10 protein-coding genes are annotated in these 13,224 nt (G+C 65.1%); 3 read left to right on the top strand and 7 right to left on the bottom strand.

What is annotated here, in order from left to right:
- Window positions 1-154: 154 nt before the first annotated feature.
- A complete protein-coding gene (locus tag ACZ42P_RS09030) occupies window positions 155-889 on the top strand; it encodes a hypothetical protein (protein ID WP_464897227.1) in 735 nt (244 codons plus the stop codon).
- 619 nt (window positions 890-1,508) lie between these two features.
- Here the strand turns inward: ACZ42P_RS09030 and ACZ42P_RS09025 are convergent.
- From ACZ42P_RS09025 to ACZ42P_RS09005, 5 genes are all read right to left on the bottom strand, one after another.
- A complete protein-coding gene (locus ACZ42P_RS09025) occupies window positions 1,509-1,772 on the bottom strand; it encodes a transposase (protein ID WP_464897226.1) in 264 nt (87 codons plus the stop codon).
- 342 nt (window positions 1,773-2,114) lie between these two features.
- A complete protein-coding gene (locus tag ACZ42P_RS09020; RefSeq protein ID WP_464897225.1) occupies window positions 2,115-3,257 on the bottom strand; it encodes a glycosyltransferase in 1,143 nt (380 codons plus the stop codon).
- Window positions 3,247-4,158: an FkbM family methyltransferase gene (locus ACZ42P_RS09015; RefSeq protein ID WP_464897224.1), complete on the bottom strand. Its 912-nt coding sequence runs from the start codon at window positions 4,156-4,158 to the stop codon at window positions 3,247-3,249. The genes ACZ42P_RS09020 and ACZ42P_RS09015 overlap by 11 nt, the downstream gene beginning before the upstream one ends.
- A gap of 4 nt (window positions 4,159-4,162) precedes the next feature.
- Entirely contained in the window at window positions 4,163-6,334 is a 2,172-nt protein-coding gene (locus tag ACZ42P_RS09010; RefSeq protein ID WP_464897223.1) for a sulfatase-like hydrolase/transferase, read from the bottom strand.
- A complete protein-coding gene (locus tag ACZ42P_RS09005) occupies window positions 6,334-7,869 on the bottom strand; it encodes a lipopolysaccharide biosynthesis protein (RefSeq protein WP_464897222.1) in 1,536 nt (511 codons plus the stop codon). The genes ACZ42P_RS09010 and ACZ42P_RS09005 overlap by 1 nt, the downstream gene beginning before the upstream one ends.
- A 279-nt stretch (window positions 7,870-8,148) precedes the next feature.
- Between ACZ42P_RS09005 and ACZ42P_RS09000 the strand changes: the two genes are divergently transcribed.
- Both ACZ42P_RS09000 and ACZ42P_RS08995 read left to right on the top strand, forming a co-directional pair.
- On the top strand, window positions 8,149-8,802 hold the full coding sequence (locus tag ACZ42P_RS09000; protein WP_464897221.1) for a hypothetical protein: 654 nt from the start codon (window positions 8,149-8,151) through the stop codon (window positions 8,800-8,802).
- A gap of 19 nt (window positions 8,803-8,821) precedes the next feature.
- Window positions 8,822-11,062, top strand: a complete 2,241-nt coding sequence (locus ACZ42P_RS08995; RefSeq protein ID WP_464897220.1) for a VanZ family protein — start codon at window positions 8,822-8,824, stop codon at window positions 11,060-11,062.
- Here ACZ42P_RS08995 and ACZ42P_RS08990 read toward each other — a convergent pair.
- Entirely contained in the window at window positions 10,965-12,017 is a 1,053-nt protein-coding gene (locus tag ACZ42P_RS08990) for a VanZ family protein (RefSeq protein ID WP_464897219.1), read from the bottom strand. The genes ACZ42P_RS08995 and ACZ42P_RS08990 overlap by 98 nt on opposite strands.
- Complete coding sequence (gene galE / locus ACZ42P_RS08985; protein ID WP_464897218.1) at window positions 12,014-12,991, bottom strand: UDP-glucose 4-epimerase GalE; 978 nt, start codon at window positions 12,989-12,991, stop codon at window positions 12,014-12,016. The genes ACZ42P_RS08990 and galE overlap by 4 nt, the downstream gene beginning before the upstream one ends.
- Window positions 12,992-13,224: the final 233 nt, after the last annotated feature.

Genomic DNA, 13,224 nt, shown 5'->3' with positions numbered 1-13,224 from the left:
ATATCCAGCCGCAGGCAGGTGATTCTGTGTCCGTATAAGATAATGTGATCGGTGGATGAATACGAACAAATTTGTAACCGCATTGCTTACTGGAGCTAGCGTCCTGTCTCTGGCGCCAGCGTACGCAACGAACCCTAGGATATCTGCCGCCGATATGGCAATGCTTCCGCCTTACTGCAAGCCAAAGCTGGGCAGTTTGGTCGGCGGCGGCGGCTTCGACAAGGCGGAATTCAACAAATGGCAGTCGGTGCTTGGCGCAGACTTCACGCGTATCCATCACTATTGCTGGGCGCTGAATTACGTTAACCAATCCTTTCGGCACATGGGTGCGCGCCGCGCAAGCCTGCTCAGTAAGGCGATTACCGACTTTGACTACGTTATCGAACGCGCGCAACCCGATTCCTACATCCTGCCTGAAGTATTGGTGCAGAAGGCGAAGACCTTGGCATTGCTGGGCAAGGACGTCGAGGCCGCACGGGCCTTTGCGCGCGTGACCCAATCCCGGCCCGGCTATGCGCTTGGCTGGGCTGGATATGCGGACTTTCTGGCCGACCGCAAGCAACGGGAGGAGGCGCTGGCAGCTGTGACCGAAGGCTTGCGGTACAGCCCGGACAGTAAGCTGCTGCAACGCCGGTACACCTACCTGGGCGGGAAGCTGCCTTACCCAAAGCCGCTGGCGAAAACTGAAGAGGCGCGCCCGGAGCAACCGTCGCCGACTGAAGCGGCACCGCGTTTGATGACCGATTCCGCGCAGGAGATGCCGTCGCCACCCAGCGCCGCGGAAAGGGCCGCGCCTTCGGAAGCGGAGGATGCTTCGGGGACCACGCCGAGGGTGCCGGTCCCGTCCAGCACGAAGGGCCCTTATTGCCGATTCTGTCCTGATGAATAAGCGGGCGACCACCGGAAAGTGAGCTGGCGCACATAGAGTTTTTGCTCCACATACCCGCGATCAGCAGACTTAGCGCGTACAAGGCGTCGCCACCGGCACTGCAGGTGCGTCCGGTCCGACAGTGTCATTTGGGGTAATCCCGGAGCGCGTCGGCACAGGTGCGGGGCCAGGGCGTGCTCCGCTTGGCGTTCCTGGCCAGAAGCTTGAGCACAACCTGGCGTTACGCTGGACCGTTCGGTTCGGTGGCGGCTCAGTCTACCACCAAGCCGTTGCGGTTCTCGATCAGCACGTGGCTCCTGTCGCACAGCCGGGGTTGGGATGCCGAATTGAGGCGTGCCTGTTATGGACCTGTGGCTGGCCCCTGAAATCTACTTCGGGGTTTCGCCCCAGCGGACTCGGGCGATCATTGTCCCTGGGGCGAAAGCATTTGTGCGACGCCCAGGAGTCGGCTACGGTGTCATCCACGCTGAAGGGCTCACTGGACGTCAACCGTTGCCAGCGGGCAACACCTTGACCCGCTTGAAGAACACTCGGGCCAGTCCCTCGTTGAACAGACGCTTCCGTTTGGCGCTGAAGTTGGAGGGGCCCATGCGGGATCATCGCTGGAAAGCGCCGCGGGTTAGCGATACGAGAGGGTGCCCCTTATGAGCTCGACTAGGAGGCGTTCAGAAAGACTGGTGAAGAGGATCTGCAGCAGCATCGCGTTCAACAACCGCTCCGACGGCACCGACCGTCGACGCGTCTCGGCGTAGACCGTCTCGAATTCCTGGTCCATCGACTCCAGCACCGCAACGACCAGAACACGCAGCTTGCGCAGCGGGTGATTTTTCGGAAACCGGTCATCGCGACACACGTAGAAGAAAATCGCGCCCTGATTAAGCATCCTGTCTCACATCGGGGTCAGTGTGTCCGGATTGTCAGTGAGCCCATTTAACCGACCCGCTAAGATAAGCGGGGTTTCTCAACGGCCTGATAAGGTGGCCACCAAGGGCCTGCGCTGGAATCCCAGCCACCGCGCCCTGAAGAACCGTTACACCACGTTGGGTGGAAAGCTTTCCTATCCGGAACCGGTGGCCGCGTCCGGCAGTCCCGCCCTGCCGGACAGCGGGGGCAAAGCACCCGAACCAGCCCCTGCAGCCTCTACCCAGAGTGTCGAGCCTGAACCCAAGGCCACCACGACTGATCCCGACAGGCCCTACTGCCGCTTTTGTCCCGACCCTAAGTATTACCGCCCTTCCAGCAACTCACGGTAGATGGACGTTATGGCCTGCGTGTGAACCGCCAGGGAAAACCGCTCCCGAACGGCCTGAGCCGCCGCCCGGCTCATACGCTCCCAAAGGCCCCGGTCGGAGAGCAGCATCAGCGCGGCCTCAGCGAAACCGCGCACATCGCCGACTTGCCGCAAGAACCCCGTCTGCCCATCTTCGATGATCTCGGGAATACCCCCAACGTTACTTGCGACAACTGGACGTCCACATGCCATAGCCTCAATTGCCACCCGCCCAAAAGATTCGAATTTGGACGGAATGATCAGGAGATGGAGTTGGCGCAGAAGGTCGGGGATATCCCCGCGGTGACCCAGAAACTGCACGTGTCCTTCGATTCCCAACGTCCGGACCAGGCCCTTGAGATCAGCGCGCCTGCCCGTTCCTTCGGTATCTTCGCCGATGACCCAGAATTCAAGGTCAACACGCTCCTTAAGCATTTCTGCCGCGATGTGGAAAAAATCTTCGTGCCGTTTGATTGGCGCGAAATTGGCGATCATGCCTATTCGGAAAACAGGCGCTTGCGGTGCCGGGGATTCCGTAAAGCGCTCCAGCTCCACGGCGTTGTGCACGACGTACGCGCGGCTGCGGGGTGTGATCGGCTGTAGCATAGGCCACAGCATGTCATGCATTGCGTGACTGTTGAAAATGAATGCCGCCGGTTTGGGCAGGCCCCGCAACGTCCAGCGCGCCCCCGCCGCGTCCACGGGAAAACGCACGTGGGTCACGTAGGGGATCCCGGCAAACCCCGCTGCGAGCGCGAAGGACCGGCTCAGATCGAAGCCGTTGGCATGGATGATGGCCGGCCGCACCCGCCGAAACAGACGCAACCAGTGAAGGGTGCCCATGGCGGAGGCCAGGGGCTGGCCGGCGCTCAGGGGCTGAAAGGGATACACCTCGACGGGAAAGCCCAGGGCACGGGCATGTTCCGTGAACTGGCCCTCACCCGGCACCACCACATGGGGCTGCCAACCGAATTCCGGCAGCCTGGACAGCAACCCCAGCAGGCTCATGCCGCCTCCGCCCAGCTTGGCGAGATGCTCACGCCCGGGCTGCGGGCTGTTGTTGATGAGAAGGCAGTTGCCTGCACGCTTAATGGCCATAAACCATTTCCTGCAGGCGCCTCGGAAGCCGGGATGCGGTCGTGAAAAGGGCGTTGAACTGATCTGGCCAACTCGACGGTACGGGCCCGGAAAGCGGAAGCAGCCCCTGCTCGTCGATGCGGTAGGCGCGGTAGCCACGCGCGGTGAGCCAGCTTAGCAATTCGTCCGCGCTGTGGCCAAATTGCTGCAGATAGGAATCGGTGATTTCGAGAACGATGTCCGGCTTGTCGCGTTCCAGCAGGCTACTCATGCCTAGCAGCACATTCTGCTCCGCGCCTTCTACGTCGATCTTGGCCAGGCGGATGCGCGGCAGTTCATTCAGTCGATCATCAAGGCGCTCGACGCGGACCGTGATCTTCTGCGCCGCATGCTCGAGCGGTCGCAGGCTGGACAAACCTTTGTGCCCTTCAGGACCTTCATACATGTCAACCTGACCGGGTTGATCCGAGAGCGCTACCTCGGAGATGACAATGCTGTCGAAGCAATTCAAGGCGACGTTAGCTGCCAGCCGCCGACGCACTGTCGGCACCGGCTCAAAGGAATAGACGCGGCCGTTGCGGCCGACCCGGCTTGCGGCAAGGAGGCTGAAAAAGCCCGCGTTCGCGCCGATGTCGAGCATGGCGTCGGCCTCCTGCAGTAGATTTGCGATCACCCGCGCGGTTGGTGGCTCGTAGGCGCCGGTAAGGTAAACGTACTGCCCCAGCCAGTCGGCGAGATCTGCGTGGAATTTGAAGCCGTAGCGCGTCTTGACCACGCGTGCCCCAAGGCCGGCGCCATGCTGCCGAAGCAGTGGCAGGCAATGGTTGATGAGACGCCAGCGGCCGAACTGGGTCGGCGCGCGCCGCAGGTAGAAAGAGGCGAACACGAGGGTCGCGCGGTTGAGTAGGGTCAGCGTGGTCATGACGTCAGGGTTTCGCCGGCGCAAGGGACGCGTTATTCGGGACGAGATGGTCGTTCTTCCATACACGCGACGGATCCTTTTTCAGCCAGGCGACGAGCTGCTGCTTTAGCTCTGCTGTGACCGCCGGATGTTTTGCACTGACATCGGTGCGCATGCCTGGATCGTTCTCCATGTCATAAAGCTGGTAAGAGGCGCCCTCCTTGAGCGGAAAATAGATCAGCTTCCATCGGTCGGTCCGGATCATGCGCGACTTGGCGCGGATGATTTCGTTCTCGATAGGCGGCTTGATGGCCAAGGTGCCTGTCTCGGCGTGCGGTACTTCGAGGGCTTCGAGGATGGATGGGTAGCGTATGCGGTCCTTCGGCAACCCTGGCACGTTGGGCGAAATCCACATGCCGGTTTCGGCGAAGGCTGGGCGGCTGGCGATGGTGGCCTTGGGGTCTTTGATCACGCGCGCGAAGGATTCGCCCTCGACCGTCGCCGGAATGGGGCGATCCAGCAGGTCGAGCACGGTCGGCATCAGGTCTACCGAACGCACCACCTGCGTAACTACCCGGCCGCCACCTGGCGTTCGCGGATCGTAGATCACCAGCGGGATCCGATGGGCTTCATCCGACAGCACGTTACCTTGCCCCCAGGTTTTTTGTTCGAACAGATCGAAGCCGTGATCACTGTAGACGATAACGATCGTGTTCCTGCTCAGCCCGCTGGCTTTCAGGAATTCTATGAAGCGCCCAACCTCGTCATCGAAGCTCTTGGTGGCACCGTCGTACAGGTCGATCATCTGCTGCACGTCAAAATCACGTTCGCTCTTTCCCTGCTGCGCCACGACTTCTTCTGCGCTGCTCGAACGGGTCAGCGAGAACAAGGAATCTCCCCGATAGTCAGGATTGGAGAACATGTGGTAGTACGGCCAAGCTGAGCCGAAAGGCCCGTGGGTGCTGGCTAGGAATATGTTGAGGAAGAACGGCTTGCCCGAGACCGCCATTCGCTCCAGGAGCCGACGCCCGTCGCGTCCTTTTTCGGAGGTGAGGGGAACGCCAGCCAGATAGTAGAGCTCAGGCAGGACCGCTTTGCCGAAGCGGTTGTGGGTGAACAATACCAGGAACAGGCGCATGTCCTTGGGCCCCTGCTTGATGAGAAACTTGGCATTCCACTGGTCGGCGGGCACATCGAGCCGGTCGAAGCCGAAGGTGATCTTGCCCAAATCGCTGGCCGCCCAGTCGCCCACCGCGCCGGTGATGTATCCTGCCTCGTGCAGGGCCTTGGGCAGCGTTGCCACGTGCAACACCTTCGCCTCGTCCGAGATGAAGTTGTCGCGGAAGCCGTGAGTGTGCGGCCACACGCCGGTAAGCATGGACGCCAGGCTGGGTCCGGTGCGTGCGATGGGTACGTAGCATTGGGCGAACACCGTGCCCTCGCGCGCGAGCCGGTCGACGTTGGGCGTGAGATTGCGCCAATAGCCGAGGACACCGAGACGATCGGCGCGCAGACTGTCGGAGCCGATCATCAGAATGTTGGGCCGCTTCGGATCGTTCGAGCCCAGTCCGGGCCGGGGCGTTGCGTCGGACTGCTCGGTGGCGAAAGCCACGAGGGCCGACGCGCCTGCTAGAGTCAGAGCCACACCGCCCGCGCGGCCCAAGCTGCCCCGCAGCGCGAGCCGCAGGGCGCACAGGGCGCCGGGCGCGACAATGAGAATGGCCAATGCCCAACCCAGGACGGTCAACCGTTCGGGAGAAAGCTGCTCCCAAACCGGATAGAGGCGGCTGATGCGGTAGTTAAAGGAGGCGGCGATGCTACTCGGCACGTAGAGGAGCTGGTACAGGAAGGCGTAGGCCGTCAGCGCGCCGAGACCGGCCACGCCGGAGATCGCCGCCCAGTACCAGCGGAAGCGCCACTGCATCAGCGACGCGATGCTGCCATAGACCAGCACGCCGATCCCGGCCATTGCGGCGGAAAGCACAAACACCCAGAACGCGAGGCGCCCCATGGCGTAGGCGATGTAGCCGATGTAGGAATAAATGATCTCCTGACGGATCGGCGGGCCGGGCTGCGAGTACTCCAGCACCGAGCGAAGCAGCAGCAGGACGGTGAACGCGCCAGCAATGAGCAGCGCGACAATGGTCCCGCCGCGCACCGGCTTGTTCGAGATATTTGCTGTGAGCCGATTCAGCATTATTTGTTTTCCTCCACGGAAGGGCGAATCAATCGGGCAATTGCCTCTCCTTGCGGCAGCCGCCTCGCCCAGTCGGTGACGACTCCCAGTGCCGCCTGTAGGGGCGCATGCGAGCGCCAGCTACGACCCATGATGAGAATCGCCAGCGCATATCCGCCGAGCACGCAGGCGCTCATTACAAACAAGTATAGGACCGAGGTCGGGGGCGTGCCCGCGAGCAGCAGTGCGTGCGCACCGGCACCCGCCGCGGCGCCCACCAAGCAGCCGAGAACGGTCGGAGCGATTGCGTAGAACATCGTGCGTGCGGTAAGCCCGAGGCCGGCGCTGCTGACCGTGCGCTGAAGCAGCGCAAGGAAAAAGAACTCGCGCATCGTGATACCGACGGCGACCGCTGTCAGCCCGCCAGGTGCGGCAATGGCGACGACCACGACGGTTATCAGCATCCGCGCCACCTGCAGCGGCATTTCGCGGCTGACAAGGTTCTGCGCCGCGATCAGGGCGCGCAGCGTGATAGAGAGCAGGAAAGCGAAGGCGCCGCAGGCCATGATCTGGAGGGGTAAAGCAGCTTCCAGCCATTTCTCGCCGTAAACGTTGGCGATGAAGCTATGGGCGATGAAGATGAACAGCAGGATGAGGGGAAACACCCCCAGGCTCAGGGTGCCGACTGCCTTCTGGTACATAGAGCGCGTGTAAGCGAGATCGTCCTGGATGCGGGCGAGGCCGCCGAACAGCAGCGGCTGCAGGCTTAGCCCCAGCTGCTCGACCGGGAGCCGGGCCAAGGAATAGCTGCGGTTGTAGATGCCCAAGGCGTAGGGGCTCATCATGGCGCCGATCATCATGTTGTCGACCCGCTCTCCGAAGGTGTCGAGGCTGTTGTTCACGTTGGTTCGCCAGGCATAGCCGAACAAATCACGCATGGCGGAGGCTTGGAACTGCGGGCGTGGAAGCCAGGGCTTACGCCGGGCCTGCAACATGGCAGTCACGGCGATAGATGTGATACCCGATACTGCCAGGCTGTAGGGCCCGAAACCGAACAGCGCAAACAGGATACCCACCGGCATAGTCAGCAAGGTGGCGTGAATCCGGATCTTGCTGATGGCCTTGAAGTCCATTTCGCGGCGCAGCAGCGTGGTGGTGATATTCACGAACGGCAGGAAGAAGAACGTCACGCACATGAGCTGCATCACGCTGCCATAACGGGGGTCGCCGTAAGTGTCGGTGAGTAGCAGCGAAAGTCCCACCGCGAACAGAGTGCATAGCAGCGCGATCGCCTCCATCATCCAGAACGACGAATGCACCTGCGCGTCGGATATTTCCTTGGTCTGGAGCAGGGCGGAGGGAATGCCGAAGGTCACTTGGCTGCTAAAGATTGCGGTATAGGCGGTGGCCGCAATGAATACGCCAAAGTCGACCGGATCCAAGATTCGCGCCAGCACGATGCCCGACAAAAACTGCAGGCCGGTGATCCCGGCGGTTTGCATGTAAGCCCAGAGCGCGCCTTCGCGCATCTTGTCGCTTAATTGTGCCTGGGCCAAGTTTGTTCCTTCGTTCAGCAAATGTGACCCTTTGGGTCGTGGCCGTTAGCTGGAAAATAGGGCATTTACGCTTGGTCGCCGCGCAGATCGAGTAGAATGAAAATCATAACATTTTCCGTGCCGCCGTCGGCTGTGCGCTGCGCTAGCCGTGGATACACACAAACTCATGTTTCCATCATGCTGCGGGTTCTCCTGACCGTCGACACCGAACTCTAGCCGGCCGTGTCCGGCTGGCCGGTGAAGCCCCTTCCCGCTAGCGGCCGTCGCCTGGAAGCGGAATTGAGCGGCTACGTCTACGGCCGCACGGCTACGGGGGAATACGGTATCGACTACCAGATAACGGTGTTGGAGCACCACGGGCTGAAGGGGGTGTTTCTCGTGGAGCCCCTGTTCGCCGCCGTCACCGTGATCCGCCACAACCGTTTCGTGAAGCTCGCGCCGCCCCGTGCCGACAGCCTGTCCCGGCCCAGCGTGCTTCTGGGACATTTCCCGAGGACGGGACCCGGGGCCCAGGACCGCTATCTCGTGCACCACAACGTGTTCCACGGCAACCCCATGCCCGGCGAAGCCCTGTTCCAGGGGGAGGGCAACATCGTGCTCGAGTGCAATGTCTTCCTGGCGCCCCACGGCGATGCCATTCGCATCCAGCCCCACAACGATATTCCGCGGGAGGTGACCATCACCCGCAACGTGGTGCTGGCGGCGGGCACGGGGGTGAGTCTGCGCCTTGGGCCGGGCTCCGAGGCCCATGTGCAGCGGGTGATGCACAACCTCATCCACGCCCGCGAGCCGGTGGCGGGCGTGCACGGGCCGAACGTGACGGGCCCGCCGGAGGCGGCCGGCTTCGACCCGGCGGCCGACCCCGCTTTGCTCCTGGAGCGTTTTGTGGCGTGCACGCCACCGGCGGAAATGGGCAATGAGCTGCTAAGGTAAGGGTTCCGGATCCGCACCCATGAGCCCTGCCCCCCGCCGCCTGCTGTTCTGGGCCGCGCTGGCCTACAGCGCCTTCGTCATCTACGGCAGCCTGGTGCCGCTGGACTTCCGGCCCCTGCCGCCGGAGGAGGCGCTGGCGCGCTTCCGGGCCATCCCCTACCTGCAGTTGGGCATCGGGTCGCGGGCCGACTGGGTGGCCAACATCCTGCTGTTCCTTCCCCTGGCCTTCCTCTGGCTGGGGGTGCTGTGGCATCGCTGGCATTGGGGCTGGCGGCTCGCGGCTTCCCTGACGGTGCTGGCGGGGGCGGTGCTGTTTTCTCTCGCGCTCGAGTTCACCCAGCTGTTCTTCCCGCCGCGCACCGTTTCCCTGAACGATGTGCTGGCGGAGACCCTGGGCGCGCTGGCGGGGGTGGCGCTCTGGTGGATGACGGGCCCGCGCCTCATGGGCTGGGTGCAGAGCTGGCGCGAGGCGCACGGTCCCCTGGCGCGCCAGGAGCGCCTGCTCGCCCTGTGGCTTGCCGGCCTGTTCCTCTACAACGTGCTGCCCCTGGATCTCACCATCAGTCCGGTGGAGGTCTATCACAAGTTCCGCGAGGGGCGGGTGGTGCTGGTGCCCTTCGCCGGCCTGCCCCGGGATCCGGTGGAGGCGTTCTACCAGCTGCTGGCGGATGTGGCGGTGTGGATCCCCGCGGCCTGGCTGTGGCGCCGCGCAGGCGCTGGCTTCCTGCGGACGGTGGCCAACACGGTGCTGGCCGCCGCGCTGCTCGAGTTCCTGCAGCTTTGGGTGTTCAGCCGGGTGACGGACGTGACCGACGTGTTCACCGCTGCCCTGGGAGGCCTGCTGGGGGCGGGTCTGGCGCGCCGGTCCGGCTGGACCCTGCGGCCCCTGACCGCGGCCGGCCTGCTCGCCCTGTGGGTGGTGGTGCTGGCGCTGGTGTTCTGGTATCCCTTCGACTTCCGCGCCGATGGCGCGTTTCTTTCCCGGCGGGTCGCAGGCCTCGCCCGTGTGCCCTTCACCGCTTATTACTTCGGGACCGAGTACCGCGCCGCCACGGAGGTGCTCCACAAGCTGCTCTTCTTCCTGCCGGTGGGTTGGCTGGCCGTGCGCGCGGGCTTCAGCCCACCGGCAGCCCTGGTCCTGGGGGCGTGTGCCGCCGCGGCCGTGGAGGCAGGCCAGCTCTTCCTGCCGGGCAAGAACGCCGATGTCACGGACTGGATCATCGAAAGCCTTGGCGCGGCGGCAGGGGTGTGGCTTGCCGGGTGGCTCGCCGGCGACGTTTCGGTGAGCCAGCCCCGGCCGGAACCGTCGGCCGCCCGGCAACGCCCTGCCTTGCGTCAGCCCCTGCGCCCGCTGCTGCTGGTGGCGGCGCTCGCCGTCGGGTTCCTCCTGCTCGCCCGGCTGCCCTTCGTGCCCTACAACGTGCGGGAGCTGCTGGGGGGCGCCCATCCCGTCCTGTCTGCCCTGGGGCTGGCGCTGGCCTTGGTGTGGATCGTCGGATTTCCGGCCTGGCTGGCGAAAGCATGCGCTCACACCTGTCATTTGCGCCGGCTGGCGGCCGCGCCCCTGCTGCACGGGCTCATTGCCTTCGTGCTGCTGCGGCTCGCCGTTCCCCTGGAGAGTTTTCACGACGTGGTGGGCAGCCCCACCCTGAACTGGCCCGGGGAATGGGAAATCGCGGCACGCTTCCTGGGCCTGTTCGCCGCCGTTTCGGCGGCGGCCTTGCCGGCCGCCTGCCTGGCCCTGGGTGCGGCGCGGCCCGCGCAGTGGCTGGCCGCGGCCCTGGCCGTGCCGCTCCTTGCCGTGTCCTATGCGGTGGTGGTGCTGGCCGCCAACACGGACAACCTGACGGAGCTCCTTGCCCATTCGGCGCGCTGGGATGCCTTCCTGTGGGTATGGCTGGCGGGCTTCGTGACCGCGCTGGCGGGCTATGGTCTGGCCGCCTGGCTTGGCGGGCACCGTGTCCGCTGGCTGCCCTGGATGGTGGCGGGAAGCGCCCCCCTGGCCTGGGGCCTGCTCGCCCTGGGGCTGGAGCCCACCCTGGTGAAATACGGGCAGGTGTTTTCCGCGCTGCAGTTTCTGCTCTCGGCCGACCGCGCGCACTACGCCGGTCCCGGGGCGCTTGCCCTGCGCTTCCTGCTTGCCTGGGGATTGACCGTCGCCGTTACGGCCGGGGTGACGGCGGTGCTATCCGGGCGAGCGTCAGATAGGCGGCCGCGAGCCACGGCCACGCCAGCGCCGCGGCCGCGGCCAGCCCGGTGACGTTGAGCAGGCGCGCCGAGGGCACCGCCACCTCCGGCCAGAGCAGGAATGCCAGGGCCAGGCCCAGGCCGAGGGCGACGGCCACCGCCGAAAACCGCGCCCGCCGCTGGGGCCAGACCCGAAGCAGCCGGGTGAGGGACAGCGCGCCGGCTGCAAGCCCGCCCAGGAGTTCCAGTGACAGCAGTCGCCCCATCACCGTCCACTTCACCAGCACCGCCGCCGCGGCGAACTTGCCCAGCAGCAGGAACAGGGTCGCGGCGGCCGTCATCGCCGCCGGCGGCAGCGGCTGCCGCAACACCGAAGCGGCCAGAAGCCCCAGGACCACCAGCTCGCCGGCGTAGAGGGCGGCCAGCAAAGGCTCCAGCCGGTCCAGGCTGGCGCCGGCCTCCCAGAAGGGCACGAAGCCGCGCTGCAGGTGCCCCGCAAGCAGGGACGGCGGCTCCAGGGAAAGCTGGGTGAGCAGCCACAGGGCGAGCAGGAGCAGGCCGACCTCCGGCAGCCGGCCGGGGGCGATGAGACGCTGGCGCAGAATGATAAGCAGCCGTCCGGGCGCGCGGTGCAGGCGTGCCAGCCCAAAGAGCACCCCGCCCAGGAGCGCGCCCGCAGTATTGGCCACGATGTCCAGATTGGAAGCGATCCGCCCCGGGACGAACAACTGGCCGGTTTCCATGGCCGTGGAAAACAGGGCCGCGAGCACGCCAACCAGGGGCAGGGCCGCGCGCAGGCGGCGGGAGGCGCTCAGGAAACGTGCGAGCAGCCAGCCCAGGGGCACATAGACGAGCACGTTGGTGGCGAGATCGGTGCGGGTGATCACCGGCGGCGGGGGCGCCAAGAGAAAGTCCCAGGCGGCGGGCCCGGGCACCTGCCAGCCCTGCAGGGGGTAGAGGCTGCCGTACACCAGCAGGGCGGTGTAAAGCAGCAGGGCAAGGGGCGGCCGGCGTCCTGGCGCGCTCATGGCGCGCGGCATTCCCACTGCCAGGCGTGGGCGATGAGGGTGGCGAGGGCTTCGTGGCGCGGGCGCCAGCCGAGCACCTCGCGCGCCCGCGTGGCATCCGCCACCAGGCGCGGCGGATCGCCTGGCCGGCGCGGTGCGTCCTGCACCGGGATCGCGCGCCCCGTGACACGCTCGGCGGTGGCGATCACCTCCGCCACCGAAAAGCCCGCGCCGTTGCCCAGATTGAAGGCCGTGGAGGTCCCGCCGGCAAGGAGGTATTCCAGGGCGAGCCAGTGGGCCGCGGCGAGATCGGCCACGTGGACGTAATCCCGGATGCAGGTGCCATCCGGCGTGTCGTAGTCCCGGCCGAACACCGATACATACGGCAGGCGGCCCGCCGCGGCGCGCAGCACCAGGGGAATGAGATGGGTTTCCGGCTCGTGGCGCTCGCCGAGCCGCCCGGCGGGATCGGCGCCGGCGGCGTTGAAATAGCGCAGACAAACGGATTTCAGCCCGTAGGCCCGGTCGTAATCGGCGAGGATGTCTTCCACCATGACCTTGGTGCGGCCATAGGGGTTGATGGGCTGACGCGGATGGTCCTCGGCGATGGGCACGGCAAGCGGATTGCCATACACCGCCGCACTGGAGGAGAAGATGAAGCGTCCCACGCCGTGGGCCACCATCGCATCCAGGAGATTGAGCGTGTTGGTGACATTGTTGGCGTAATACTTCGCCGGCTCACGCACCGACTCACCCACCTGGATGAAGGACGCGAAATGCATCACCGCGTCGAAGCGGCGGCTCTGGAACAGTGCATCGAGGCCCGCACGGTCGGCGAGATCGCCCTGGATGAATTCTCCTCCCAGCACGGCATCGCGATGCCCCGTGCTGAGATTGTCGAAGGTGGTCACGCGGCAGCCGCGCGCAAGGAGCTCCGCGACCATGTGGGAGCCAATGTAGCCGGCGCCGCCGACGACGAGGACGGATGCGGCCATGTCAGCTCGCGTCTCCGTAAGCAGGCCGCGTAAGCCGTGCCGCCGGACGCATGAGTTCGGGCGTGAAGCGTTCCACCATTTCTTCGTCAGGGCGTTGTCGCTGCGCCGGCACAGGGTGGGGCACCATGCGGGCTGCACGGCTGGCGTGTGCTGTGGCCGCCGCGGTCACCCCCTGCTTCGTGCAGGGCTCCTGTCCATTCGCGGCCTTCGTCGCACGTTGCCGGCCTGCGGCG

The sequence above is a fragment of the Thiobacter subterraneus genome (assembly GCF_055379455.1).
The sequence above is the reverse complement of the archived record's forward strand: the minus strand, read 5'-3'. Positions and strand labels throughout refer to the sequence as shown.

Coding starts and splice junctions, on each gene's coding strand:
- ACZ42P_RS08995 (WP_464897220.1), top strand. CDS start 8,822: ATGAGCCCTGCCCCCCGCCGCCTGCTGTTCTGGGCCGCGCTGGCCTAC.
- galE (WP_464897218.1), bottom strand. CDS start 12,991: ATGGCCGCATCCGTCCTCGTCGTCGGCGGCGCCGGCTACATTGGCTCC.
- ACZ42P_RS08990 (WP_464897219.1), bottom strand. CDS start 12,017: ATGAGCGCGCCAGGACGCCGGCCGCCCCTTGCCCTGCTGCTTTACACC.
- ACZ42P_RS09020 (WP_464897225.1), bottom strand. CDS start 3,257: ATGGCCATTAAGCGTGCAGGCAACTGCCTTCTCATCAACAACAGCCCG.
- ACZ42P_RS09010 (WP_464897223.1), bottom strand. CDS start 6,334: ATGCTGAATCGGCTCACAGCAAATATCTCGAACAAGCCGGTGCGCGGC.
- ACZ42P_RS09025 (WP_464897226.1), bottom strand. CDS start 1,772: ATGCTTAATCAGGGCGCGATTTTCTTCTACGTGTGTCGCGATGACCGG.
- ACZ42P_RS09015 (WP_464897224.1), bottom strand. CDS start 4,158: ATGACCACGCTGACCCTACTCAACCGCGCGACCCTCGTGTTCGCCTCT.
- ACZ42P_RS09030 (WP_464897227.1), top strand. CDS start 155: ATGGCAATGCTTCCGCCTTACTGCAAGCCAAAGCTGGGCAGTTTGGTC.